24 protein-coding genes are annotated in these 23,515 nt (G+C 73.9%); 12 read left to right on the forward strand and 12 right to left on the reverse strand.

What is annotated here, in order from left to right:
• Both Sdia_RS01245 and Sdia_RS01250 read right to left on the reverse strand, forming a co-directional pair.
• Positions 1–816, reverse strand: a complete 816-nt coding sequence (locus Sdia_RS01245) for a DUF4328 domain-containing protein (protein WP_207205685.1) — start codon at positions 814–816, stop codon at positions 1–3.
• Between the two features lie 176 nt (positions 817–992).
• Positions 993–2,687: a beta-N-acetylhexosaminidase gene (locus Sdia_RS01250; protein ID WP_100452464.1), complete on the reverse strand. Its 1,695-nt coding sequence runs from the start codon at positions 2,685–2,687 to the stop codon at positions 993–995.
• A gap of 278 nt (positions 2,688–2,965) precedes the next feature.
• Here Sdia_RS01250 and Sdia_RS01255 point away from each other — a divergent pair, with 278 nt between their 5' ends.
• The 8 genes from Sdia_RS01255 (at position 2,966) to Sdia_RS01290 (ending at position 9,149) form a co-directional block, all read left to right on the forward strand.
• Positions 2,966–3,658: a 2-oxo-4-hydroxy-4-carboxy-5-ureidoimidazoline decarboxylase gene (locus tag Sdia_RS01255; protein WP_100452463.1), complete on the forward strand. Its 693-nt coding sequence runs from the start codon at positions 2,966–2,968 to the stop codon at positions 3,656–3,658.
• A gap of 137 nt (positions 3,659–3,795) precedes the next feature.
• Entirely contained in the window at positions 3,796–4,176 is a 381-nt protein-coding gene (gene sdhC, locus Sdia_RS01260) for a succinate dehydrogenase, cytochrome b556 subunit (RefSeq protein ID WP_100452462.1), read from the forward strand.
• A gap of 5 nt (positions 4,177–4,181) precedes the next feature.
• On the forward strand, positions 4,182–4,658 hold the full coding sequence (locus Sdia_RS01265) for a succinate dehydrogenase hydrophobic membrane anchor subunit (protein ID WP_100452461.1): 477 nt from the start codon (positions 4,182–4,184) through the stop codon (positions 4,656–4,658).
• Between the two features lie 21 nt (positions 4,659–4,679).
• Complete coding sequence (gene sdhA / locus Sdia_RS01270; protein WP_100452460.1) at positions 4,680–6,434, forward strand: succinate dehydrogenase flavoprotein subunit; 1,755 nt, start codon at positions 4,680–4,682, stop codon at positions 6,432–6,434.
• Complete coding sequence (locus Sdia_RS01275) at positions 6,434–7,192, forward strand: succinate dehydrogenase iron-sulfur subunit (RefSeq protein ID WP_100452459.1); 759 nt, start codon at positions 6,434–6,436, stop codon at positions 7,190–7,192. The genes sdhA and Sdia_RS01275 overlap by 1 nt, the downstream gene beginning before the upstream one ends.
• Positions 7,193–7,364: 172 nt before the next feature.
• Complete coding sequence (locus Sdia_RS01280) at positions 7,365–7,787, forward strand: hypothetical protein (protein WP_100452458.1); 423 nt, start codon at positions 7,365–7,367, stop codon at positions 7,785–7,787.
• 5 nt (positions 7,788–7,792) lie between these two features.
• The gene (locus Sdia_RS01285; RefSeq protein WP_100452457.1) at positions 7,793–8,269 is read left to right on the forward strand and encodes a thiol-disulfide oxidoreductase DCC family protein; all 477 of its coding nucleotides are present in this window, start codon (positions 7,793–7,795) and stop codon (positions 8,267–8,269) included.
• 10 nt (positions 8,270–8,279) lie between these two features.
• Positions 8,280–9,149, forward strand: a complete 870-nt coding sequence (locus Sdia_RS01290) for a TetR/AcrR family transcriptional regulator (protein WP_100452456.1) — start codon at positions 8,280–8,282, stop codon at positions 9,147–9,149.
• Positions 9,150–9,359: 210 nt separating this feature from the next.
• Here Sdia_RS01290 and Sdia_RS01295 read toward each other — a convergent pair whose 3' ends face one another.
• The 4 genes from Sdia_RS01295 to Sdia_RS01310 form a co-directional block, all read right to left on the reverse strand.
• Positions 9,360–9,668: a hypothetical protein gene (locus Sdia_RS01295; RefSeq protein ID WP_229831586.1), complete on the reverse strand. Its 309-nt coding sequence runs from the start codon at positions 9,666–9,668 to the stop codon at positions 9,360–9,362.
• A gap of 463 nt (positions 9,669–10,131) precedes the next feature.
• Positions 10,132–10,590, reverse strand: coding sequence for an ATP-binding protein (locus Sdia_RS01300; protein WP_207205684.1), 459 nt, complete (start codon positions 10,588–10,590; stop codon positions 10,132–10,134).
• Positions 10,591–10,756: 166 nt separating this feature from the next.
• Positions 10,757–12,211, reverse strand: coding sequence for a metallophosphoesterase (locus Sdia_RS01305; protein ID WP_189500470.1), 1,455 nt, complete (start codon positions 12,209–12,211; stop codon positions 10,757–10,759).
• A 22-nt stretch (positions 12,212–12,233) separates the two neighbouring features.
• Positions 12,234–12,521: an SCO4848 family membrane protein gene (locus Sdia_RS01310; RefSeq protein ID WP_100452453.1), complete on the reverse strand. Its 288-nt coding sequence runs from the start codon at positions 12,519–12,521 to the stop codon at positions 12,234–12,236.
• Positions 12,522–12,657: 136 nt separating this feature from the next.
• Here Sdia_RS01310 and Sdia_RS01315 point away from each other — a divergent pair, with 136 nt between their 5' ends.
• Complete coding sequence (locus Sdia_RS01315; RefSeq protein WP_371874220.1) at positions 12,658–13,908, forward strand: D-alanyl-D-alanine carboxypeptidase family protein; 1,251 nt, start codon at positions 12,658–12,660, stop codon at positions 13,906–13,908.
• Positions 13,909–13,929: 21 nt separating this feature from the next.
• Here the strand turns inward: Sdia_RS01315 and Sdia_RS01320 are convergent, their stop codons facing one another.
• On the reverse strand, positions 13,930–14,931 hold the full coding sequence (locus Sdia_RS01320; protein ID WP_100452452.1) for a YihY/virulence factor BrkB family protein: 1,002 nt from the start codon (positions 14,929–14,931) through the stop codon (positions 13,930–13,932).
• Positions 14,932–15,085: 154 nt separating this feature from the next.
• Here Sdia_RS01320 and Sdia_RS01325 point away from each other — a divergent pair, with 154 nt between their 5' ends.
• Both Sdia_RS01325 and dprE2 read left to right on the forward strand, forming a co-directional pair.
• Positions 15,086–16,450: an FAD-binding oxidoreductase gene (locus Sdia_RS01325; protein ID WP_115069785.1), complete on the forward strand. Its 1,365-nt coding sequence runs from the start codon at positions 15,086–15,088 to the stop codon at positions 16,448–16,450.
• A 32-nt stretch (positions 16,451–16,482) separates the two neighbouring features.
• Positions 16,483–17,238: a decaprenylphospho-beta-D-erythro-pentofuranosid-2-ulose 2-reductase gene (gene dprE2, locus Sdia_RS01330; protein WP_115069784.1), complete on the forward strand. Its 756-nt coding sequence runs from the start codon at positions 16,483–16,485 to the stop codon at positions 17,236–17,238.
• 162 nt (positions 17,239–17,400) lie between these two features.
• Here dprE2 and snpA read toward each other — a convergent pair whose 3' ends face one another.
• Positions 17,401–18,048, reverse strand: coding sequence for a snapalysin (gene snpA / locus Sdia_RS01335; RefSeq protein ID WP_100452449.1), 648 nt, complete (start codon positions 18,046–18,048; stop codon positions 17,401–17,403).
• 235 nt (positions 18,049–18,283) lie between these two features.
• On the opposite strand from snpA, the gene Sdia_RS01340 reads away from it, so the two are divergent.
• Positions 18,284–19,246, forward strand: coding sequence for a LysR family transcriptional regulator (locus Sdia_RS01340; RefSeq protein ID WP_181844143.1), 963 nt, complete (start codon positions 18,284–18,286; stop codon positions 19,244–19,246).
• A gap of 22 nt (positions 19,247–19,268) precedes the next feature.
• On the opposite strand, the gene Sdia_RS01345 is transcribed toward Sdia_RS01340, so the two are convergent.
• From Sdia_RS01345 to trpS, 4 genes are all read right to left on the reverse strand, one after another.
• On the reverse strand, positions 19,269–20,240 hold the full coding sequence (locus Sdia_RS01345) for an NAD(P)-dependent oxidoreductase (protein WP_100452447.1): 972 nt from the start codon (positions 20,238–20,240) through the stop codon (positions 19,269–19,271).
• Between the two features lie 51 nt (positions 20,241–20,291).
• Positions 20,292–21,539, reverse strand: a complete 1,248-nt coding sequence (locus Sdia_RS01350) for a hypothetical protein (protein ID WP_229831576.1) — start codon at positions 21,537–21,539, stop codon at positions 20,292–20,294.
• A 106-nt stretch (positions 21,540–21,645) separates the two neighbouring features.
• Positions 21,646–22,176 (reverse strand): 2'-5' RNA ligase family protein, encoded by a 531-nt coding sequence (locus tag Sdia_RS01355; protein WP_100452445.1) that lies wholly within the window; start codon positions 22,174–22,176, stop codon positions 21,646–21,648.
• Positions 22,177–22,303: 127 nt separating this feature from the next.
• Positions 22,304–23,317 carry a tryptophan--tRNA ligase gene (gene trpS, locus Sdia_RS01360; RefSeq protein WP_100452444.1) on the reverse strand — a complete coding sequence of 338 codons (1,014 nt, stop codon included), beginning with the start codon at positions 23,315–23,317 and terminating at the stop codon, positions 22,304–22,306.
• Positions 23,318–23,515: the final 198 nt, after the last annotated feature.

Here is a 23,515-nt window from a genome sequence, read left to right on the forward strand (position 1 = left end):
TCAGACCTTCTCGGGCGCCGAAGCGTCCGGTACGGGTCCGGGCGCAGCCAGGGGCCACGGGTGGCGGGCCCGGGCGTCCTGACGGCGGGTCAGCGCCAGCACGAAGAGGACGGCGATGACCGCGTGCACGACGCTGAAGATCTCGGAGTACGCCATGTAGCGGTAGCCGCGGGCGAGGGCGTCCACCTCCTCGGCGCGGTCGAGCACCCGCGCGGCCCCCCTGCTCAGGAGGTTGTCGACGAGGAAGGTGCTCCACCAGAGGTTGAGCAGCAGCGTGCCGCGCCGGTCGACGGGCGAGACGCAGGCGTGCCAGGTCTCGGAGGCGATCCGGCGCGGGAACCACAGGCTGACCACCGGCACGAACCAGCCACCGACCGCCCAGCCACGCCGCATGGTGTGGCCGTACGGGTCGAAGACCTCGGCGTTGACCCGGGTGCGGCGGAACCACACCAGGAAGACCACGATGCTGCCGAGGTAGGCCGGCAGCCAGAAGCTGGTGACCCGGTCGGTGGCCCGCTCGGCCCGTGCCCACTCGCCCTCGGCCGTCCAGTCGCCGCCGGCCACCCGGTCCGCGAATCCGGCCGTCGACAGGTCGAGCACGGCACCCGCCAGGTCCGCGAGGCCGACCAGCGCGAACAGCCCCGCGGTCGCCCACCCCAGGGCGACCGGAGAACGGAGCACGGCGTCGCCCCTGACCGGGACCCTGGTGCGGCCGCCGAGGTGCGTGCGGCCGTCGAGCCGGTTCGCGGCCTCGCACAGTTCGCACCGGACCGAGGCCGGCTGGACCTCGGCGGTGCGGCATCTGACACAGAGCATGACGAAGGAACCCCCCACAGGTGGGGCCGTGCGCCCGCGCCCCTCCCCCGAGGCGTACGGCCACGCACGGCGGGAAGCCCCGTCCGTGGACGTACGTCCGGCGGCGGACGGGGCGTTGACCAGCGAAGAGTAAGGCAGTGCGGGCGCGTCCGGAAGCTTCTGCCCCGGTACGCGCGTCAGTCTCCGGCGGTCGCCTTCCGGGCGAGCTGGCGGAACTCGGTCCAGCTCAGCTCCGGCTTCCCGCTGTGCCACACCTTCTCGGCGAGGGCCGCGAGCGGCATCCGGATGCCCTCGGCGATCTGGGCGGTGGTCTGGGCGTCCGCGATGTCGCCCCAGACGGCGAAGCGGGCGCCGAGGATGTCGTCGTTCCACCGGCCGGCGACCGGTTCGGAGCCGCGCAGCACCAGCGGGGTCCACTCGCGGTAGATGCGCTCGCCGGTGGGATAGGTGAAGGTCTGGGGTTCGCCGAGCACGTAGTAGAGGTACTCGTCGTTCATGTTGATCAGCTTGAACCCCTCCTCCAGGTACTGGGTGGGCGGGCGCGCGCCGATCTCCTTGCCGGTCCAGTACTCGACCTCCAGGCCCTTCGGCGGTTTCACCTCGGTGTCGGCGAAGAGGCCGTCGTTCCAGACCTTGAGGGTGCGGTCGTAGGGGCGCAGGGTGGCGGCCCGGTCGGCGACCCACCCGGTGGCGAGGTCCTCGACGCGTGCGTTCTGCCCGTGCTTGTCGCGGGCGGCGCGGGCGAGCCCCGGATAGGACTGCTCGGGGTTCTGCGCCATCAGGGCCGGGTACTCGTCGGCGCCCAGGTGCCAGTAGCCGCCCTTGAAGAGGTCCGCGTACTCCTTCAGCAGGTCGTCGACGATCCGGGCGGAGTCCGGGTCGGCGAGGTCGATGGCGCCGCGCGGGGTGTCGCCGTTGGCCGCGCGGAGCTGGAGGTCAGGGTGGGCCTTGATGACGGCGCCGAGGTGGCCCGGGGAGTCGATCTCGGGGATGACGGTGATGTGCCGCTCGGCGGCGACCTTCAGCAGGCGGCGGACCTGGTCCTTGGTGAGGTGGTCGTCCGAGACGATCTCGGGGTGGCTCTCGGACTCGACGCGGAACGCCTGGTCGTCGGAGAAGTGCAGCGAGAGCTGGTTGTACTTGAGGTCGCCCAGCTCGCGTATCCGGTCCTCGATCCAGTCGGCGGGGTAGGGCTTGCGGGCGATGTCGAGCATGAAGCCGCGCTGCGGTTTGGCGGGCGCGTCCTTGATGACGCCCTCGGGCGCGCTCGACCCGGTGCGCAGCGCCTGCTTGAGGGTGCGGGTGCCGTAGAAGACGCCGGCCTGGTCGGGGGCGGTGATCCGGACCTGTCCGTCGGCGACCCGCAGCTCGTACGACTGGGGGCCACCCGGGGTGTCGCCGTCCACGTCGAGGCGGACGTCGCCGCGCTCCGGCTCCTTCTGCCCGCCGTAGTCGATGCCGAGCTCGCGGGCGAGCAGTCTCCCCTCGTCGGCGAGCCGGCCGTCGGCTACGACGACCCGGCTGCCGTCGCCCGGCTGCCACCCCGGCCCGCGCGCCGCCTGGTGCTCGCGCACCGAGGGGACGGTGCCGGGCTCCTCGGAGACCGGGTACGAGGAGGGGTCACGGACCGGCGCCTCGGCGGAACCGCTGTCCGGGGTGGAGCCGTCGGGCGCCCGGTCCTCGTGCGGCCAGGCCGCGATGGTCAGCGCGGCCGCGCCGGCGACGACGATCACGGCGATGCCGAGCAGGTGGCGGGCCCGCCCGCCACGGCGAGGCTTGCGGTGGCCGCGCGGCCGGGCCGGCCCGGACCCGCCCGCGGGCGTGCCGGGGCCGTCGGGGTCCTGCGGTTCACGCGGGCGGTCGGCGTCCATGGGGGCTCCGTACGTCGTCGGGGAGGGGGCGTGGGGAGTCGGGGCCGGGGGCTGCGCCGTCCGGGTGAACGGTGGGGAGGCGGCGCGGGTCACCCGTCCGGTGGGGCGGTCGGGGGCATCGGGGGCGTGGAGGACACGCCCGGGCGCCCCAATGGGCGGAAAATCGCTCGGCTGGGGGTGTCAGCGCAGCGTGTGGCCGTCCACGAAACGTATGGAAACTCTCCCGTTCGGATGAAATTCGTGCACGCGTCGGTCTCTTTCCGTCGTCAGTCGCTAGCGTGGCCGCCCTGTCCCCGCCCCCGCACGAGGAGCGCACGCTGCCCGCAGAACCGGGCCGGAGCACCCACGCCCCGGCCGTACCCGGCTACCCCACGGTGCCGCCCGGACTCGCCCGGCTCAACTCGGACCCGGCCGACCGGGCCGTCGCCACGCTCCTGACCTGCTGCGCGAGCCCGGACTGGGCGAAGCGACTGGCGGCCCACCGCCCGTACCCGGATGTCTGCGCCCTGCTCGCCGCCGGCGACGAGGCGCTCTACGATCTGCCGCCGGCGGCCCGGCACGAGGCGCTGACCGGAGAGGCGGACCGCAGTGCCGCCCCGCCGAGCGGCTACTCGGCGGCGGACACCGCGCTGGTCCACGCCCAGACGGCGTACGCGGCGAAGTTCGGCTTCCCCTTCGTGGTCTGCCTGGACGGGCAGGCCCCGGCCCACGCGCTGAACCAGCGGCTCACCGCGATCCACACCCGGCTCGACAACGCCGAGGAGCCCGAGCTGGCGCTGGCCACCGAGGAGCTGCGGCGGCTGGTGCGGGGCCGGCTGGCGCGCCGGGCGGCGGGCGCGGCTCACCCGTCCGGCGCACTCCCGGCCCCGGGCCGGCGCGGCCCCGGCCGCGCGCACGGGTCGGCAGAAGACGCCGTATGCCGGGAATCGCGGGATTCCGGGCGTCCCGATAGTCCGTACGTGCCAGTTTGATCACACCGGAGGCCCCCGCGCGAAGGAACCGACAACACGTCGCTACGATGTCCAGGGCCGGTGGACCGTACCCGGCCGGGCCAAGACCGACCTAGGAAGCCGGCAGGCCCCAAATCCTTTCCCCGGAGGGTTCTTCCGTGCCGGCTGGAACGCTGTACCGCGGCCGGGAAGGAATGTGGTCCTGGGTGGCTCACCGAGTCACCGGCGTCCTCATTTTCTTCTTCCTGTTCGTACACGTGCTGGACACCGCCCTCGTCCGCGTCTCCCCTGAGGCGTACGACGAGGTCGTTGCCACCTACAAGACGCCCATCGTCGCCCTGCTGGAGTACGGCCTCGTCGCCGCCGTGCTCTTCCACGCGCTGAACGGCCTGCGGGTGATCGCCGTCGACTTCTGGTCGAAGGGCGCCCGCTACCAGAAGCAGCTGCTGTGGACCGTGGTGGGAGTGTGGCTCGTTCTGATGGTCGGGGCCCTGTACCCCGTCCTCGGCCACGCCGTACGCGAACTGTTCGGGAGCTGACGCCGATGTCCACTGAGACCAACGCCGCCGTCGGCCCCGTCGAGGGCGTCTCCCTCTACGACGTCGACCACCCCGCGCCGATCATCGAGCCGCCCCGCCAGCGCACCCGCAAGACGCCGAAGTCGACCCGCGGCAACTTCGAGCTGGCCGCGTGGCTCTTCATGCGCCTGTCCGGTGTCGTCCTCGTCGTCCTGGTCATCGGCCACCTGCTGATCCAGCTGGTACTGGACGGCGGCGTCTCCAAGATCGGCTTCGCCTTCGTGGCCGGCCGCTGGGCGTCCCCGTGGTGGCAGATCTGGGACCTGGCCATGCTCTGGCTGGCGATGCTGCACGGCGCCAACGGCCTGCGCACCGTCATCAACGACTACGCCGAGCGCGCCAACACCCGACTGTGGCTGAAGGGCCTGCTCTACACGGCCACGGTGTTCACCATCCTGCTGGGCACGCTGGTGATCTTCACCTTCGACCCGAACATCCGCTAGGCACGGGGCTGAGGCAACGACATGAAGATCCACAAGTACGACACCGTCATCGTCGGCGCCGGCGGCGCCGGCATGCGCGCCGCCATCGAGGCGACGAAGCGCAGCCGCACCGCCGTGCTGACCAAGCTCTACCCGACCCGCTCCCACACCGGCGCGGCCCAGGGCGGCATGGCCGCCGCCCTCGCCAACGTCGAGGACGACAACTGGGAGTGGCACACCTTCGACACGGTCAAGGGCGGTGACTACCTGGTCGACCAGGACGCCGCGGAGATCCTGGCGAAGGAGGCCATCGACGCGGTCCTGGACCTCGAGAAGATGGGCCTGCCGTTCAACCGGACGCCCGAGGGCCGGATCGACCAGCGCCGCTTCGGCGGTCACACCCGCAGCCACGGCGAGGCCCCGGTCCGCCGCGCGTGCTACGCGGCCGACCGCACCGGCCACATGATCCTCCAGACGCTGTACCAGAACTGCGTCAAGGAGGGCGTGGAGTTCTTCAACGAGTTCTACGTCCTGGACCAGCTCATCACCGAGGTCGACGGGGTCAAGAAGTCCGCCGGCGTCGTCGCCTACGAGCTGGCCACCGGCGAGATCCACGTCTTCCAGGCCAAGTCGGTCGTCTACGCCTCCGGCGGCACCGGCAAGTTCTTCAAGGTGACGTCGAACGCGCACACCCTGACCGGTGACGGCCAGGCCGCCTGCTTCCGCCGGGGCCTGCCGCTGGAGGACATGGAGTTCTTCCAGTTCCACCCGACCGGCATCTGGCGCATGGGCATCCTCCTGACCGAGGGCGCCCGCGGTGAGGGCGGCATCCTCCGCAACAAGGACGGCGAGCGCTTCATGGAGAAGTACGCGCCCGTCATGAAGGACCTCGCCTCGCGCGACGTCGTCTCCCGCTCCATCTACACGGAGATCCGCGAGGGCCGCGGCTGCGGTCCCGAGGGCGACCACGTCTTCCTGGACCTCACCCACCTGCCGCCGGAGCAGCTGGACGCGAAGCTCCCGGACATCACCGAGTTCGCGCGCACCTACCTCGGCATCGAGCCCTACACGGACCCGATCCCGATCCAGCCGACCGCGCACTACGCCATGGGCGGCATCCCCACCAACGTCCAGGGTGAGGTCCTCGCGGACAACACCACGGTCGTCCCGGGCCTGTACGCCGCCGGCGAGGTCGCCTGCGTCTCGGTGCACGGCGCCAACCGCCTCGGCACCAACTCGCTGCTCGACATCAACGTCTTCGGCCGCCGGGCCGGCATCGCCGCCGCCGAGTACTCCCACAGCAACGACTTCGTGGAGCTGCCGGAGGACCCGGCCGCCCAGGTGATCGAGCAGGTGGAGCGGCTGCGGGACTCCAAGGGCACGGAGCGCGTCACCGAGCTGCGCACCGAGCTCCAGGAGACGATGGACGCCAACGTCATGGTCTTCCGCACCGAGCAGACCATCAAGACGGCCGTGGACAAGATCGCCGAGCTGCGCGCCCGGTACAAGAACGTCTCCGTCCAGGACAAGGGCCGGCGCTTCAACACCGACCTGCTGGAGGCCATCGAGCTGGGTAACCTGCTCGACCTGGCCGAGGTCATGGCGCAGTCCGCCCTCGCCCGCAAGGAGTCGCGCGGCGGCCACTACCGCGAGGACTTCCCGAACCGCGACGACGTCAACTTCATGCGCCACACCATGGCGTACCGCGAGGTCGGCGACGACGGCCAGGAGTCGATCCGGCTCGACTACAAGCCGGTCGTCCAGACCCGCTACCAGCCGATGGAGCGTAAGTACTGATGGCTACCCCCGTACTCGACAAGCCGGTCCAGGACGCCACCGCGTCGCACCTGATCACGATCACGCTGCGCGTGCGCCGGTTCAACCCCGAGGTCTCCGACGAGGTCGCCTGGGAGGACTTCGCGCTGGAGATCGACCCCAAGGAGCGGGTCCTCGACGCGCTCCACAAGGTCAAGTGGGAGATGGACGGGACGCTGACGTTCCGCCGCTCCTGCGCCCACGGCATCTGCGGCTCCGACGCCATGCGCATCAACGGCCGCAACCGTCTCGCGTGCAAGACGCTGATCAAGGACATCAACCCCGAGAAGCCCATCACGGTCGAGCCCATCAAGGGCCTCGCGGTCCTCAAGGACCTCGTGGTGGACATGGAGCCGTTCTTCCAGGCGTACCGGGACGTCATGCCGTTCCTGGTCACCAAGGGGAACGAGCCGACCCGGGAGCGCCTGCAGTCGGCCGAGGACCGCGAGCGGTTCGACGACACCACCAAGTGCATCCTGTGCGCCGCGTGCACCTCGTCGTGCCCGGTCTTCTGGAACGACGGCCAGTACTTCGGTCCGGCCGCCATCGTCAACGCCCACCGCTTCATCTTCGACTCGCGTGACGAGGCCGGCGAGCAGCGGCTGGAGATCCTCAACGACAAGGACGGCGTGTGGCGCTGCCGCACCACGTTCAACTGCACGGACGCCTGCCCGCGCGGTATCGAGGTGACCAAGGCGATCGCCGAGGTCAAGAAGGCGCTCATCACGCGCCGCTACTGAGCCTCCCCCAGGGACCCGCTCAGAGCCCTGCTCAGGCCCGAAGGCCCCGTTCCCGGTACGTCCGGGGGCGGGGCCTTCGGCATACCCGGGGCAGCTTTCTTGAACATGTTCAAAAAGAGGTCTACCGTCACGCGTGACAGCTTTTTGAACACGTTCAAGAAGGGTGGGGCACATGGACCTCACAGTGGTCTCGTACGCCGTCTACCTGTTCGTCAGCATCGCCCTGACGATCTGGGTGGCCCGGACGCTGAGCCGCAACGGCCGCCTCTTCATCGCCGACGTGCTGCACGGCGACGAGCGGCTGGCCGACGCCGTCAACCACCTCCTGGTGGTCGGCTTCTACCTCGTCAACCTCGGTTTCGTCGCCCTCTACCTGCGCGGCGGCGACGAGATCGCCTCCACCGCCGCCCTCTTCGAGGAACTCTCCGCCAAGCTCGGCGTCGTCCTGCTCGTCCTCGGCGTCCTCCACCTCGGCAACGTCTGGGTCCTCTCCAAGATCCGCCGCCGCGGCATCCGCGACCAGGAGACGCACCCGCCGGTCACCCCCGACGGCCACCTGGCCCCCGGCCCGTTCGCGGCCCCGGCCAAGGGCTGACCCCGGTGCCCGCCACCCGCCGGCCCGTACGGCGGCTGACCGTGCTCTACGACGCCGGGTGCCCGCTCTGCACCCAGCTGCGCGGCCGGCTGGAACGCCGCCGCCGGCTCGTCCCGCTCGACCTGGTCCCGGCCGGGTCCGAGCGGGCCAGGGAGCTGCTGCCGGGCCTGGACCACGCGGCCACCCTGGACGAGATCACCGTGGTGGGCGACGGCGGCCAGGTCTTCCGGGGGACGGCGGCCTGGATCACCGTCCTGTGGGCCCTGGACGGCTACCGCGCCCTCGCCCACCGCCTCGCCACCACCACCTCCGGCGCCCTCCTGGCCCGGGGCGCGGTCCTGGCCGCCGCCCGCCTGCGGGAGACCACCCGGCAGCGGGGCGGGGCCAGTCACCCGGCCACGGACGGCTGGCGGTACGACCCCCGTACGGGCTGGGTCTTCGAGCCCCCGGGGTGCGACACGACCTGCCCGGCGGACGGCTAGGCTCGGCCGCGTGGCAGGCAAGAAGACCAGCGAGGAACACGACGGGGCGAGCGCGCGGGGGGCGGCCGCCCCGTCGGCACCGGCGGGTACGGCGGACCCGGCGGCCAAGGAGCCGGACGGCCGGACCGCCAAGAGCGAGCAGACCCGCACCCTGATCCTGGAGACGGCCCTGCGCCTCTTCCAGGAGCGCGGCTTCGACAGGACCACGATGCGCGCCATCGCCCGCGAGGCCGGCGTCTCCACCGGCAGCGCGTACTACTACTTCGCCTCCAAGGAACACCTGGTCCAGGGCTTCTACGACCGCATCGCCGAGGAACACCGGGCGGCCGTGGCCCCCGTCCTCGCGCGCGGGACGGGCCTGGAGGAGCGCTTCGCCGGGGTCCTCACCGCCTGGCTCGACATCGCGGCCCCGTACCACGAGTTCGCCGCCCAGTTCTTCAAGAACGCCGCCGACCCCGCCAGCCCCCTGAGCCCCTTCTCCACCGACTCCTCCCCCGCCCGCGACGCCGCCATCGCCATCCAGCGCGAGGTCCTCACCGGCTCCCGTACGAAGGTTCCCGCCGAACTGGCGGCCGTTTTGCCCGAGTTGATGTGGCTGGCCCAGATGGGCCTGGTCCTCTACTGGGTCTTCGACTCCTCCGAGAACACCGAGCGCAGCCACCGCCTCGCCGTCCGAGGCGCCCGCCTCACCGCCCGAGGCGTGGCCCTGTCCCGTTTCCGGGTCCTACGGCCGCTGGTGCACGAGGTCCACGAACTGCTGATGGACTTCCTGCCGGGGGCGAGCGAGACGATCAGCGCGAAGGGGCGGCGGAAGGTGAACGGGGAGGGGGCGGGACCCAGCGGAACGGACGAGCCGGACGAGAGCCCCGGCACCGGCTGAGGGCCGGTCCTCCCGCCGAGGCCGGACCGACGCGCGGCAGCCAGGTCCCGTCCCCGGCGGACCGTGCCGGCCTCCCCGCACAGCGGTACGGCCCTCAGCCGGCGGAACCGGCGCGCGATGGTCAGGGACGCCCCGCGGGGCGCTTCCGAGGGGAACCGGCTTCGCGTCCTCGTCACCGCTGACGTCGAGGTGTCGCCGCGGCGGCCCCGATCAGGACGGGTCTTCTCGCTGCCACAGCATTTCCAGCCCGAGCACGATCGCGCACAACACCGCCAGCGATCCGGGCCCGGCCACGAACATCACGTGGATCACGGTGCTGTCGTCAGGGAGGAAGAGGTCCACCCAGCCCAGGGCCAGGGAGAAGGCCGTGGCGACTCCCCCGATGCGGGAAGACCATTCGAAGAGGCTTGCCTGCCAGGGCTTCGACGCGGCGGAATCCCTGGACCGCACGTCGATGCTGAAGAAGATCAGCAGAACGGCGAGGAAGGAGATCAGGCTGACCATGTCGGACGACGGCATCGAGCGCACAGGGCGACCCTAGCCCGCGACCTCGCACACCCGGCGTCACGGCACGTGGTCCCGCGGCGAACGGCGACGCCCCGGCCGCCGGAGTGCCGGCGCCGTCGCGCCGAGGGGGTTCTGCGAGGCGCCGCCCCCGTCGACGTCGAGGGCTCCTCGCGGAGACGTTCGTACAGGGCCGGTGCCGGGCGGGGGCGGCGATCTCCTCGCGGCGTCGCGCGGCCACGTGGAGGACGGCGCGTGTGGCCTCGCGCCCGCGCGACCGGCCGCGCCAGAAGCGGGGGGAGTCGATCCGGCCCACGGCGAGGGAGCGGTGGCTCCGGCCGCCTTCCGCACGTGGACGGCCAGGGCCCAGTGCAGCCGGACGCGGTGGCGCCCGCGGCGAGCAGCATGAACAGGCGGGCGGCGATGCCCCGGCGCCGTCCCCGGGCCGGGGGCGCGGCGGCGGGACCGCCGGCCTCTCTCACCGGCCCACCGTCGCCAGCGCCCACACCGTCTTCCCGTACCGCCCCCGGTCGCGGACGCCCCACGCCTCGGAGAGGGCGGCGACGAGGGAGCGGGCGTGGCCGGGCAGGAGCTCGCCGGGAGGGGGCGCGGGGGCGGGGAGCCGGCCGGCGGCGTCGGGCTCGGGGGCGGGGAGGACGGCCTCGTCGGGGAGGCCGTCGGAGACCTCGACGAGGCAGGAGCCGTGGGCGAGGACGGTGACGGCGACCTCGAAGTCGGGCTCGTCGCGGGGACCGTGCAGCACGGTGTCGGCGGCCAGCTCGGAGACGAGCAGGACCGCCTCCTCGCGTACCGCACTCCCCGCCGGGTGCCCCCAGCGGCCCAGATGTTCCCCGGTCCGTTGCCTGGCCTCGCCCACCGAAGCGGGGTGCCGGGGCAGCCGGAACGCCTTGCGTCTCAGCACAACCGACTCCGTCATCCCCACAGTGCACACAATTCCCTCACATGACGCAACGTCACGCACGTCACGGAAGGGTCGCGGGCCGCCCCGGAGCACTCCGGAACGGCCCGGGGGCGGCGACCCTCGATCGGACGGGCGGCGGGCGGCACGACGCGCCCACGCCCCGCCGAAGGGGTCGGAAGGGTCAGCTCCGCTTGGCGGCGAGCTGGACGATCGTGATGTCGGAGGGGGCGCCGACCCGGACCGGCGGGCCCCAGGCGCCCGCGCCGCGGGAGACGTAGAGCTGGGTGTCGCCGTAGCGCTCCAGTCCCTCGACGGTCGGGTTGGCGAGGCCGGCGACGAGGTTGCCGGGCCAGAGCTGACCGCCGTGGGTGTGGCCGGAGAGCTGGAGGTCGACGCCGTGTTCGACCGCCTCCTCGATGACGATCGGCTGGTGGGCGAGGAGGACGCTGGCCCTGGACCGGTCCCGGTCACCGAGGGCGCGGACGAAGTCGGGGCCCTGGCCGTAGCTCTCGCCCGCGACGTCGTTGACCCCGGCGAGGTCGAAGCCGGCCTTCTCCACGCGGGCGTTCTCCAGCGGGCGCAGCCCCAGCTCGCGGACGTGGTCGACCCACTGGGCGGCGCCGGAGAAGTACTCGTGGTTGCCGGTGACGAAGTAACTGCCGTCGCGGGCCCGCAGCTGGGCGAGGGGTTCGGCGGCGTGGCCCAGTTCCGCGACGGTGCCGTCGACCAGGTCGCCGACGACGGCGACGAGGTCGGGCTGGGCGGAGTTGATCGTGTCGACGATCCGCTGGGTGTGCCCCCGGCCGAGGATCGGGCCGAGGTGGACGTCGCTGACGACGGCGATGCGGTAGCCGTGGGCGGCGCGCGGCAGCGTGGCCAGCGGCACCGTGACGTGCTTCAGCCTGGGTCCGCGCAGCACGCCGTACGTTCCGGCGCCGACCGTGCCGAGGGCGACGGCGGCGGCCGTCCCGCCGACGATCCGGGAGACGAAGAGGCGGCGGGAGGGGGTGGGGCGCGGCTTCGGGTCCGGGTCGCCGGGCGGCAGGGTGCCGGCGGGCGGCGCCGGGGGCGCCAGGGCGGCCTCGGTGGCCGGCTCGGCGACGGCGCAGCCGCCGGTGGCGGTGCCGGTCCCGGTCGCGGCGGGCTCACCAGACGTGGCGGCGCCGGTCCCGGTCGCGGCGGGCTCACCAGACGTGGCGGTGCCGGTCCCGGTCGCGGCGGGCTCACCGGACGTGGCGGCGCCGGTGGAGTCCGCCGGCACCGAGGGTTCGGCGGGCGCGTCAGGGGCCGCTGGGCCGGTGTCACGCTCCCGCTCCTGCGGTGCCCTCACGCGCAGCAGCACCGGACGGACCAGCTCGCCGGCGAGGAGCGCCAGCAGCAGGTAGAGGAAGACGGCGGCCCAGAGGTAGCCGGGCCAGGCGATGATCTGCTTCAGCAGGAACGGCAGCCCGGAGCGGCCCGTGGCGAAGGCGCCGACGAACAGGACCGGGCCGAGGACGAGGAGCGCCGTGGCGACGCGGCGCACGGGGGAGCCGGGCCGGGTGGTGTCCCGGACCACGCGGCGCCAGACGTACCAGTGCAGGGCCACCAGCGAGGCCAGGACGGCGCAGGCGACGACGACGAAGAGGGGGTTCATGGCGCTCGTTCGGTCCTCGGGGTCAGGTGGTGGGGCCGGGCGGGGCAGGGCGGGAGAGAGGGGCGCCGTTCTTCTCACGCCGCAGGGCGCGCAGGCCGCGCAACCCGATGACTCCCACGGCCGTCCCCAGGAGGAAGGACGTCACGGCCAGCAGCAGGTGGACCCAGAAGTAACCGGTGGGGTCACCGGCGGCGTCGAAGGCGAGCCCGCTCGCGTCGTTCCAGAGATTCTTGACGAAGGTGACCCAGATGAACCAGCTCCACACCCCGAAGGCGAGCAGGAACCAGGAGACCGGGCGGCTGAGCTTCATACGCCCAGTATCGCGGCCCGGCTCCGCCTCCCCGCGCCGGGGTCGGGAGCCGGTGGCAGGCGTTCCGCTCGGGGCGGTACGCGATCGGACGACGGAGGCGCAGACAGTATTCGCCCGTACCTGTACGTTCTCGATCGTGCCTGCCTTGCGTAAGACCACCGTGCTGGTCGCCTCCGCCGCCTTGCTGACTCTTTCCGCCGCTGTCCCGGCCGCCGCCGCCGACCGGCCCGGCGACGACAAGGCGAAGCCGCCGGGGAAGATGTCGGAGATCGGCGGCGCGCGGCTGGGGCAGGCCGGTACGCAGGTGAACGCCGGTCCGGGGGTGCCCAAGCTCCCGAAGAAGCTGTCCGGGCGGTCCTGGATCGTCGCGGACGCCGAGAGCGGCGACGTGCTGGCCGCGCACAACGCCCACTGGAGGCTCCCCCCGGCCTCCACGCTGAAGATGCTCTTCGCCGACACCGTGCTGCCCAAACTCCCCAAGGACGAGAAGCACCTGGTCACCAACGAGGAGCTGGCGGGCGTGGGCGCGGGCTCCAGCCTGGTCGGCGTCAAGGAGGACCAGACGTACACCGTCCACGACCTGTGGCTCGGGGTCTTCCTCTCCTCCGGCAACGACGCCGTGCACGTGCTCTCCGCGATGAACGACGGCATCGACAAGACCGTCGCCGACATGAACGCGCACGCCGAGGAGCTCCAGGCACTGGACACCCATGTGGTCAGTCCGGACGGCTACGACGCCAAGGGGCAGCTCTCCAGCGCCTACGACCTGACGCTGATCGCCCGGTCGGGGATGCAGAAGAAGGACTTCCGGGAGTACTGCTCGACGGTGAGCGCGGAGTTCCCCGGTGAGAAGAAGAAGGGCAAGAAGCGCGAGCACTTCGGCATCCAGAACACCAACCGCCTGCTCACCGGCGCGGTGGGCCTGGACCGGTACGAGGGGATCGCGGGGGTGAAGAACGGCAACACCACCAACGCCGGGGCCACCTTCACCGGGGTCGCCGAGCGCGACGGCCGGGTGCTGCTGGTCACCGTGATGAACCCGGACGGCCAGGAGAGCCAGGCGGTCTACCAGGAGACGGCCCGCCTCTTCGACTGGGGCTTCGAGGCCGCCGGCAAGGCCGAGCCGGTCGGCACCCTCGTCCCGCCGGCCGGCGCCGTACCGGCCAAGGGCGGCTCGGACGCGCCCGGGGACGAGGGCGCCGCGGGCGGGGTCCCGGCTCCGGCCGCCGGGGGCGAGACCCAGGCGGCCGCGTCCGGCGGGGCGGACGGGGTCGGCACGGCGCTGGCGGTCGCGGGCGGTTCGCTGGTGCTGCTCGGCGCCGGGGTGTACGTGGTCAACCGGCGCCGCCCGCTGCCCGGGCAGGGGACGGGCCGCAGGCGCCGCTGACGGCGGCGGCCCGGAGCGCGGCTACCTCTGGAAGGGCGGGCGCCCGGGCCCTTCCCCGGACGGCCGGGCGCGGGTGGCGCCCGGTTCGGGGGCGCGAGAGGTGCCGGGCCCGCCCTTCGTGCCGCCGTGGGTGCCGCTCTCGTCCGCCTCGTCGCGCGCTTCGCCCTTCTCGCCGTCCGGCACCGGGGTGGCGGTCCAGGCCGCGCAGACGAGGACCAGCTTGGCGGTGAAGTTGATCCAGAGCAGCAGGGCGATGGGGACGCCGAAGGCGCCGTACATGCTCTTGGAGGCGACCCCGCTGATGTAGCCGCCGAGCAGCAGTTTGAGGAGTTCGAAGCCGACCGCGCCGATCAGCGCCGCGCCCAGCAGGGTGGAGCGCCGGGGCTGCACGGCGGGGAGCAGGGTGAGGACGTAGAGCAGGACGAGGAAGCCGGCCAGGACGGCGAGGGCGAAGGCGGCGACGCGCAGCAGGACGGTGCCGATCCCGGTCTCGTCGAGGCCGATCTGCCGGGCGATCCAGCCGACCGCGCTGCCGCCCGCCGTGGAGGCGACCAGCGAGACGATCCCGGCGGCGCCGAGGCCGGCCAGCACGACCACGTCCTTGGCCTTGCGGGCGACCGGGTTGCCCTCCAGGTCCGGCAGTTCCCAGACGGCGCGCAGGCACTCGCGGATGGAGCTGACCCAGCCGACGCCGGTGAACAGCAGCAGGGCACCGGCGATGAGGGAGACCGTCCCGGCGTTGTCGACCAGGGAGCTGATGTCGAGCTGGTCGGAGATGCCGGGGACCTGCTCGGCCAGCTGGTCCTGGAGCTCGCGCTGCCGGTCCTTGGAGAGGGTGGAGGCGGCGACGGCGGCGACCAGGGTGAGTAGCGGGAAGAGCGCGAGGAAACTGATGTAGGTCATCGCGGCGGCCAGTTGGGACCACTTGGTGCGATCGAGCGTCTCGTAGGTGCGCCACAGGTGGGTCTGCATGAGCCGGGTCGTCCACGGCCCGACCACCGGGAGTCTCGTCAGCCAGTCCACGTGCTCCGCCTACCCTCCGGAATCGCGATCACCACCGATCGCACACCCCCACAATTACGGCATGAGCGCCGACAATTCAATGAATGGACCATCTCAGTGAAACTCGGGATGTTCCGGCATGAACAGTCGCGTTCCGGGCGATACGGTCGCCGACATGGCTGTCGACACCACCGTTCCGCTCACCGGCCGGGGCCGCGGCGCCCCCACCGCCGCGCGTCTGCTGCGGCCGCGCAGCTACGAGGAGGCGGCCGAGGCCGTCCGCGACTGCGGGCACCGCGGCGCCATCGCCCGCGGCCGGGGCAGGGCCCCTGGGGAAGCCGCCCGCAACGCCGGGGGTGACGTCCTCGACATGTCCGCGCTGGACCGGGTGCACGCCATCGACGCGGCCGGCGGCACCGTCCTGTGCGACGCCGGGATCACCCTGCGCCGGCTGGCCGAACTCCTGCTGCCGCTGGGCTGGTTCGTGCCCGTACCGCCGGGCGCCGAGCGGATCACGGTGGGCGGCGCGGTCGGCGCGGACCTGCACGGCCCCAACCACCACCGCGCCGGCTCCTTCGCCCGCCACCTCCTCTCCTTCGAACTCCTCACCGCCGACGGCTCGGTGCACGTCGTGGACCGGGGGACCCCGCTGTTCGACGCCACCACCGGCGGTCTCGGCCTGACCGGAGTGGTCCTCACCGCCACCCTCCAGCTCCAGCCGGTCGCCACCTCGCTGCTGCTGACCGGATCGGACCGCGCCGGGGACCTGGACGAGCTGATGGCCCGGCTCTGCGACGCCGACCTGCGCCACACCTACGCCACCGCCCGCGTCGACCTGCTCGCCCGGGGTGCCGCCACCGGCCGCGGCACCGTGCTCCACGCCGACCACGCCCCGCCGGAGGCCCTCCCGGCCCGGCTCGCCCGCCGCCCGCTGGCCACCCGGCCGCACCTGCCGGGCACCCCGCAGCTGCCGCAGCGTCTCGTCCCGCCGATGGCCGCCGACCGGCCGCTGGGCCGCCGGGCCCTCGGCCTCCTGAACGACCTGCGGCACCGGTCGGCACCGCGCAGCCGCGCCGGTACGCTGCGGGGCCTCGCCGCGGCCCTGCCGGCGCTGGACGGCGGCCACGCGCTGGGGCGCGGCGGCGGCACGGTGGCGTACCGGTGCGCGGTCGGGCACGGCGGGGAGGACGTGCTGCGGCACGTCGTGCGCCGGGTCGCGGAGCAGGGTTGCGCGGCCCGGCCGGGGCTGCTGAAGCGGTTCGGTGAGGGGTCGCCGGGCTGGCTGTCCTTCCCGGCGCGCGGCTGGGGCCTGTCGCTGGAACTGCCCGCGGGCGCGGCCGGGCTGGGCGTCCTCCTCGACGAGCTGGACGAGGAGGTGGCGGCGGCCGGCGGCCGGGTCTGCCTGGCCCGGGACCGCAGGCTGCGGCCGGAGCTGCTGCCCTCGATGTATCCACTGCTGGACGACTTCCGGGAGTTGCGGGCCGCGGTGGACCCGGACGCGGTCTTCACCTCCGACCTCGCCCGGCGGCTGGGCCTGTGAGCCGGCCCGCGGGCCTCCCGCGAAGGAGCGGCTTGTCCACCGACGTCTCCGGGCTCCCCCGGTCCCTGCTGGTCCTCGGCGGTACCTCGGCCATCGGCCTGGCCACCGCGCGCCGTCTGATCGCCCGCGGGGCCCGGCTGGTCCACCTGGCGGGCCGCCCCTCCCCCGCGCTGGAGAAGGCCGCCGAGGAGCTGGCCCGGCTCGGGGCGGAGGTCCGGACGGTGGCCTTCGACGCGCTGGCCCCCGCCTCCCACCAGGCTTCCCTGGAGCCGGTGTTCGCCTCCGGGGACGTGGACACGGTGCTCCTGGCCTTCGGCGTCGCGGGCGATCAGGCCCGTGACGAGAGCCGCCCGCTGGACGCGGTCCGCGTCGCGCAGACCAACTACACGGGCGCGGTCGGCGCCGGGCTGCTCTGCGGCGCCGCCCTCCAGGAGCAGGGCCACGGCACCCTGGTCGTCCTCTCCTCTGCCGCCGGGGTGCGGGCCCGCCGCGCCGACTTCATCTACGGCTCCTCCAAGGCGGGCCTGGACGCCTTCGCGCAGGGGCTGGGCGACGCCCTGCACGGCACGGGCGCGCGGGTGATGGTGGTCCGCCCCGGCACGGTCCTCGGCCCGGGCGACCCGCGCGGCGACGCCCGCCTGACCACCACCCCCGGGCAGGTGGCCGCCGCGGTCGAACTGGGCCTGCGCCGGGGCTCGGAGACGGTGTGGGTGCCCGGCGGGCTGCGGCTGGTGATGTCGGCCGTACGGAACCTGCCGCGGCCGCTCTTCCGCCGCCTGACGGTCTGAGGTCCCGGGCACGGCCGGCGTGGGGAGGCGGAGAGGGGGCCGCCCCTCGCGCGAGCGGCGCGAGGGGCGGCCCCCGAGGGCGGCTCCCCATGGGGGAGGGAGCCGCGCCGCCGCCCGGGTGAGGCGGCAGGGCTGTCACGCGGCGGCCGGGGCCGCCCCGGGTCAGCGGGTCCCGGCGACCGCCTCGGCGAGGCCGTTGGCCCACAGCTGCTCGACCCGGGAGCGCTCGGCGGCGTCCGGCTGGGCGTTGGTGCAGGACGGGCCGGGGCCGCCGCCCGACATCAGCTGGCTGCACGGGCCCGAGTAGGTGTCGGGCAGGCCGAGCACGTGGCCGGTCTCGTGGGTGGTCACGCGGGTCGAGTCGTACTGCTGGTTCTGGGCGTAGTCGAGGAAGATGTAGCCGCGGCCGTGCCCGTCGGTGCTGGCGTACGAGCCGCGCGGGTCGTTGCCCTCGCGGTACGTGAAGTCGGCGTTCGAGCCTTCCTGGAGGCGGACGTTGGAGACCGCGCCGTTCCAGATCGAGGTGGAGCTGGCGATCTGCGAGCGGAAGGTGGGGGCGCCGGAGGCGTCGTAGGTGACGGTGACGGCCTGCGCGCCCGGGTTGGCGGCGCGCTTCTCGGCGACGGCCTTCATGACCGCCTTCTGGAAGGCGGCGGTGGCGGCGGCGTTCTCACCGGACGCCTCGTAGGCGGCGACCGAGCGCGGGGTGGAGGTCTCGGCGGCGGCCGAGGCGGGGGCGACGGAGCCGAGGGCGGCGGCGACGGCGAGGCCGAGCCCGGTAAGGGCGGCGGCGGTCCGGGGCATACGCATGTGGGGGTCTCCTGACTGTCCGCGGCACGGGCGGAGTGGGGTCCGCCGCGTACCGGACCGAGGAGTTCGGTCCGGGAACGAGTCTGGAGCGCGCCGGCGCCGGGCACATGATGCCAACCAGCGATAACCCGGTCCTATATGGCCGGTCAGTTGCCGGACGGTTCCGGGTGGTTGTGGGCATTTGGCGTGCTTGGGACCACTGGCGGGGCGGGCGGGGCGCTTCTAGCCTCGGTGCATGGAGCTTGAGGTGCGTCACCTCCGCGCGCTCTGCGCCATCGCCGACACCGGGAGCGTGCGCCGTGCCGCACGCGAACTCGGCGTGAGCCAGCCCGCGCTCACCACCCAACTGCGCCGCATCGAGCAGAGCCTGGGCGCCGAACTCTTCCACCGGGGCCGCGACGGCTGCCGCCCGACGCTGCTGGGCCGCACGGTGCTCTCCCGGGCCCGCACCGTGGTCGACTCGATGGCGGTGCTGGTCGAGGAGGCCCGCGCCGAGGCCGCCGCGCTCGGCCGCCCGGGGCCGCGGCTACGGGTCGGCTCGACCGCGAGCCGCATCGTCGGCGACTGGCTGCGCCGGCTGCGGGGACGGATGCCGGAGACCGACATCACCCTCCAGGTCGACGTGTCGGCCACCGTGCTGCTCCGCTCCCTGCGGGCCGGGCGTCTGGACCTCGTCTTCGTCCACGAGGTGGAGGGCAGTCCGCTGCGCGTCCCCGACGGTCTGGTGCAGCACACCCTGCTGGAACGCGAACCGCAGTTCATCTCACTGGCGCCGGACCATCCGGCCGCCGCCCGCCAGGTGGTCGACCTGGCCGACCTCGCCCACGACCGGTGGATGGTCGACCCCTCGGTGGACGGCGAGTGGGACGGCGTACGCCGGGTGCTGGCCGCCGCCGGGATCGACCCCCCGGTGCTGCACGGCGACTACCTGACCACCGCTTCCCTGGTGGCGCTCGGCGAGGCCGTCGCCCCCTGCCAGCCCACCTCGGGCCCGCGCGACGACATGGTCATCCGGCCGCTGCGCGACGACCCGCTCGCCGTCCGCCTGCTGCTGGTCACCCCGCCGCGCTGCCCCGCCGCCGGCCCCGCCTACGAGGAGCTGACCGCCGCCTACCGGGCGGCGGCCCTGCGGGCGGGCCCGTACCGCGAATGGCTGGCGGGGGCGCCGGAGCGGCCGGGCGCGCTGCTGGGCGGGTGACCCCGCCCGCGCGTACGCCGGTTCAGTACCCGCGCCCCACCCGCACCGCCAGCTCCGGCACCCTGCCCTCCCGCAGCGCCTGCCACCCGGCGCGGAAGTCCTCGGTGATGTCGGTGTCGGCGGTGATGCCGGCCGAGTGGGAGGTCACGGTGGTACGCGGCAGCTCCCAGACGGGGTGGCCGGGGGCCGGGGGCTCGTCGGCGAGGACGTCGAGGACGGCGGCGGAGACCTGCCCGGCGGCCAGGGCGCGGCCCAGCGCCGGGAGGCTGACCGTGCCGCCGCGGCCGACGTTGAGGAAGGTGGCGCCGCCCAGCGCGGACAGCCGGGTGTCGGCGAAGAAGTCGCGGGTGGCCTCGGTCAGCGGCAGCGCGTCCACCACGAACCGGGCGCGGCCGAGCCAGGCCCCGTCCTCCTCGGCGGTGACCCGCTCGTCGAAGGGCCCGCCCGGCGCGTGCTCGCCGCGCCCCACGCCGACGGTGCGCACCCCGGCCGCGCGCAGCGCCTCGGCGACGGCGGTGCCGATCCGGCCGGTGCCGTAGACCAGGGCGGTCTGCCCGGCGGCCAGTTCGGAGGGCTCGCGGCGCCAGGTGCGGGCGGCGGTGCGGGCGAGGTGGCCGGGGACGCCCTGGCAGTCGGCGAGCACCCAGGCGAGCGCGTACTGGCCGATCCGCTCGCCCATCCGGCCGACGGTGCGGGTCAGCAGCACTCCGGCGGGCCAGCCGCCGTCGAGCAGGGCGTCGACCCCGGCGTTGACGCTGTGGAACCAGCGGACCCGGGGGTCGCCGCGCAGGGCGGGCGGCAGGGTGGGGCCGACCAGGACGAGCGGAGCGTCCGCGGCCCCGTGCGCGCCGGTGAGCCGCCCGGCGGTGTCGTAGGCGAGGACCGGGCGGCCGGTGAGCGCGGCCAGTTCACCGGCGACGGCGGGGCCGGTGCCGGGGCCCACGGCGAGGGTGGCCCGGTCCAGCAGGCCGGCGGGGAGGGGCGGGGCGGACATGGCGGGTCTCCTTCGGCGTGGGGCGGGGTGCGGGCGCGGCCCGGCGGGCGGTCAGCGGGTGGCGTGCAGGGCCACGGGGCGGCTGAAGGGGTTGCCGCCCTGCATGACCGCGAGGTGGCCGACGACGACGATCCGGTCGGTGCCGGGGACGACGGCGGCCTCGGCGACCCCGAGTCCCTGCCGGGCGTTCTCGCGGACCTCGCCACCGGTGGGCAGCCGGGGGCGGTCGAGCTTGTGGCAGCGGCCGTCGGCGGCCTGGTACCAGAGGTTCTCGTACAGGGTGCCGGTGTCGCCGTCGACCAGCAGCGGGGGGCGGGTGCCGCAGGCGCCCTCCGCCTCGGGCAGGTCGCGCCACCGCTTGCCGTCCCAGCGCAGCCGGAGGTGTTCGTCGTCGGGTTCCTCCTCCACCTCGCCGTGGTTGAAGGAGTGCCGGCCGAACGCGTGGACCTCGTCGGGGGCGACGGCGACGACGGTGTCGAGCGCGGCGCCCGCCTCTGGCGGGACCGGGTCGGGGAACCGTCGCAGCGGGGTGTCGACGGCCGTCCAGCGGGTGCCGTCGTAGTGGTGGGCGGCGGTCTGGTTCATCTCCTGGCCGTCGCCGCCGATGCCGGGGCCCTCGGAGCGGTGTCCGACGGCCCAGAGGTCGTCGCCGGAGGTCCCGTCGAGGGCGGCGGCGGTGAAGGGCAGCAGGGTGGTGGTCCAGCGGGCACCGTCCCAGTGGGCGACCTGGGTGCGGGTGTCGCTGACGATGTTCCCGGCGCCGTCGTCCCGGTCGGGCGGGTGCGGGTTCTGGAGGAGGGTGACGTCGTCGGGGCCGAAGGCGGCCAGGTCGAGCAGGTCGCCTTCGGGCGGCGGGGTGACGGTGGACCAGCGGCCGTCGCGCCACTGGGCGATGACCGGCGGGCCGCCCTGCTCGGTGGTGGTGCCGGTCGCCCAGAGGGCGTCGGGGCCCGCGGCGTCCAGGCGCGGCGGGTACGGGATGTCCGCGAGCGCGTCGGGCAGCGGCAGGCGCCGCCAGCCGTCGCCGGTGTCGCGCAGCAGGTACCGGCCGGTCGACCCGCCGTTCTTCCGGTCGTGCCCCGCGGCCCACAGGTCGTCGGGGCCGAGCGCCGCCAGATCGGTCAACTCGCCGTCCTGGTCGCCGACGTGGTCCAGGCGGAGGGCGACCGGGGCGCCCTCCGGGACACCGGGGCGCCCGGTCCGCGCGTCGTCCTGCCCGCCCGTGGTGTCCGCTCCGCAACCGGTCAGCGCCAGCGCGAGGACGGTGAGCATTCCCGCGCGTGCGGTACGGCGCGCCATGGTCCCCTCTCCCGGGCGGTCCGGGTGGTGGGCCGCCCTCGACTCGCGGGCAGCGTACCTCCGGCCGCCCTCCGGGCGGGCGGGGCGTCCGGCGCCGGGGCCGTCCTCAGCCCGCGCGGCCGAAGGGGAAGTCGCGGAGCTTGCGCCAGACGCCGTCCGGGCCCTGCTCGTAGAGGGCGAAGCCGGAGCAGGTCCAGCTCGCCTCGAAGTCCTTCAGCGCCTCGAACGCCTCGTCCATCGCCTCCTCGGCGATGCCGTGCGCGATCGTCACGTGCGGGTGGTACGGGAACTGGAGCTCGCGGGCGATGGGCCCCGAGGCGTCCCTGACCTGCTTCTGGAGCCAGGTGCAGGCGTCCGCGCCGGCGGCGACACGGACGTAGACCACCGGGGAGAGCGGGCGGAAGGTGCCGGTACCGCTGAGCCGCATCGGGAAGGGGCGGCCGGCGGCGGCCACCTCGGCGAGGTGCTGCTCGATGGCGGGGACGGCGGCCGCGTCCACCTCGGTGGGCGGGACCAGGGTGACGTGGGTCGGGATGCCGTAGGCCGCGGTGTCGCCGAAGCCGGCACGCCGCGCCTGGAGGAGGCTGCCGTGCGGCTCCGGGACCGCGAGCGAAACGCCGAGCGTTACGGTCCCCACGTCGTACTCCTGTCCTTCGAAGGTGGCGGCGCCGTCCCCTGCCGGACGGCACCGCCCTCAGGTGCGGGCACGGCCGCGCCCGCCGGGGTCCGGGCCGCCGCCCCGGGGGGCGGCGGCCCGTGCCCCTTCAGTGCTTGGCGGGCACCAGGCCGAGCTTGTCGTAGGTCTGCGCCAGGGTCTCCGCCGCGACGGCCCGGGCCTTCTCGGCGCCCTCGGCCAGAATCGCGTCCAGCGTCTCCGGGTCGTCCAGGTAGGCGTGGGTGCGCTCGCGGAACGGGGTGACGAAGTCGACCATGACCTCGGCGAGGTCCGTCTTCAGCGCACCGTAGCCCTTGCCCGTGTACTTCTCCTCCAGTTCGGCGATCGTCTCGCCGGAGAGGGTGGAGAGGATGGAGAGGAGGTTGCTGACCCCGGCCTTCTCGGCACGGTCGAACCGGATCTCGCTGCCGGTGTCGGTGACGGCGCTCTTGATCTTCTTCGCGGTCGCCCTGGGCTCGTCGAGGAGGTTGACCAGGCCCTTGGCGTTGGCGGCCGACTTGCTCATCTTGGCCGTCGGTTCCTGGAGGTCGTAGATCTTCGCCGTCTCCTTGAGGATGTACGCGTCGGGGACGGTGAACGTCCCGCCGTAGGTCGCGTTGAACCGCTCGGCCAGCGTGCGGGTCAGCTCCAGGTGCTGGCGCTGGTCCTCGCCGACGGGGACCTGGTCGGCCTGGTAGAGCAGGATGTCGGCGACCATCAGCATCGGGTAGGTGAAGAGGCCGACGGTGGTGCGGTCGTTGCCCTGCCTGGCGGACTTGTCCTTGAACTGCGTCATCCGGGACGCCTCGCCGAAGCCGGTGATGCAGTTCATCACCCAGCCGAGCTGGGCGTGCTCGGGCACATGGCTCTGGACGAAGAGGGTGCACCGCTCGGGGTCGAGCCCGGCGGCCAGCAGCTGGGCGGCGGCGAGCCGGGTGTTGGCGCGCAGCTCCGCCGGGTCCTGCGGGACCGTGATCGCGTGCAGGTCCACCACCATGTAGAAGGCGTCGTGGGTCTCCTGGAGCGCCACCCACTGGCGCACGGCGCCCAGGTAGTTGCCGAGGTGGAACGAGCCGGCGGTGGGCTGGATCCCGGAGAGCACGCGAGGACGATCAGAAGCCATGGCCCCATTGTCTCAGGTCCGCGGCGCCCTCCGGAATCGGACCCGTCATACCCCGGGGGGTGCCGGGTGTACGGGGAGCGCACGAACCGGAACCGGGGGCGCGCGCCCGCACACGGGTGAGCCCCGCGCGGCGGGCTGCCGTGCGGGGCTCATGCCGCCCTGCGGGGCGGGGGTCCCGGGTCGTCGCCCCGGGTGCCG

The sequence above is a fragment of the Streptomyces diastaticus subsp. diastaticus genome (assembly GCF_011170125.1).
GTDB classification, from domain to species: Bacteria; Actinomycetota; Actinomycetes; order Streptomycetales; family Streptomycetaceae; genus Streptomyces; species Streptomyces diastaticus.

Bases quoted from the DNA above. Each gene is read 5' to 3' on its own strand.
- Sdia_RS01250 (WP_100452464.1), bottom strand. From the start codon at position 2,687: ATGGACGCCGACCGCCCGCGTGAACCGCAGGACCCCGACGGCCCCGGC.
- Sdia_RS01350 (WP_229831576.1), bottom strand. From the start codon at position 21,539: ATGGCGCGCCGTACCGCACGCGCGGGAATGCTCACCGTCCTCGCGCTG.
- Sdia_RS01340 (WP_181844143.1), top strand. From the start codon at position 18,284: ATGGAGCTTGAGGTGCGTCACCTCCGCGCGCTCTGCGCCATCGCCGAC.
- Sdia_RS01325 (WP_115069785.1), top strand. From the start codon at position 15,086: ATGGCTGTCGACACCACCGTTCCGCTCACCGGCCGGGGCCGCGGCGCC.
- Sdia_RS01305 (WP_189500470.1), bottom strand. From the start codon at position 12,211: ATGAACCCCCTCTTCGTCGTCGTCGCCTGCGCCGTCCTGGCCTCGCTG.
- snpA (WP_100452449.1), bottom strand. From the start codon at position 18,048: ATGCGTATGCCCCGGACCGCCGCCGCCCTTACCGGGCTCGGCCTCGCC.
- Sdia_RS01295 (WP_229831586.1), bottom strand. From the start codon at position 9,668: ATGCCGTCGTCCGACATGGTCAGCCTGATCTCCTTCCTCGCCGTTCTG.
- Sdia_RS01310 (WP_100452453.1), bottom strand. From the start codon at position 12,521: ATGAAGCTCAGCCGCCCGGTCTCCTGGTTCCTGCTCGCCTTCGGGGTG.
- Sdia_RS01300 (WP_207205684.1), bottom strand. From the start codon at position 10,590: ATGACGGAGTCGGTTGTGCTGAGACGCAAGGCGTTCCGGCTGCCCCGG.
- Sdia_RS01275 (WP_100452459.1), top strand. From the start codon at position 6,434: ATGGCTACCCCCGTACTCGACAAGCCGGTCCAGGACGCCACCGCGTCG.
- Sdia_RS01280 (WP_100452458.1), top strand. From the start codon at position 7,365: ATGGACCTCACAGTGGTCTCGTACGCCGTCTACCTGTTCGTCAGCATC.
- sdhA (WP_100452460.1), top strand. From the start codon at position 4,680: ATGAAGATCCACAAGTACGACACCGTCATCGTCGGCGCCGGCGGCGCC.
- trpS (WP_100452444.1), bottom strand. From the start codon at position 23,317: ATGGCTTCTGATCGTCCTCGCGTGCTCTCCGGGATCCAGCCCACCGCC.
- Sdia_RS01265 (WP_100452461.1), top strand. From the start codon at position 4,182: ATGTCCACTGAGACCAACGCCGCCGTCGGCCCCGTCGAGGGCGTCTCC.
- Sdia_RS01245 (WP_207205685.1), bottom strand. From the start codon at position 816: ATGCTCTGTGTCAGATGCCGCACCGCCGAGGTCCAGCCGGCCTCGGTC.
- Sdia_RS01345 (WP_100452447.1), bottom strand. From the start codon at position 20,240: ATGTCCGCCCCGCCCCTCCCCGCCGGCCTGCTGGACCGGGCCACCCTC.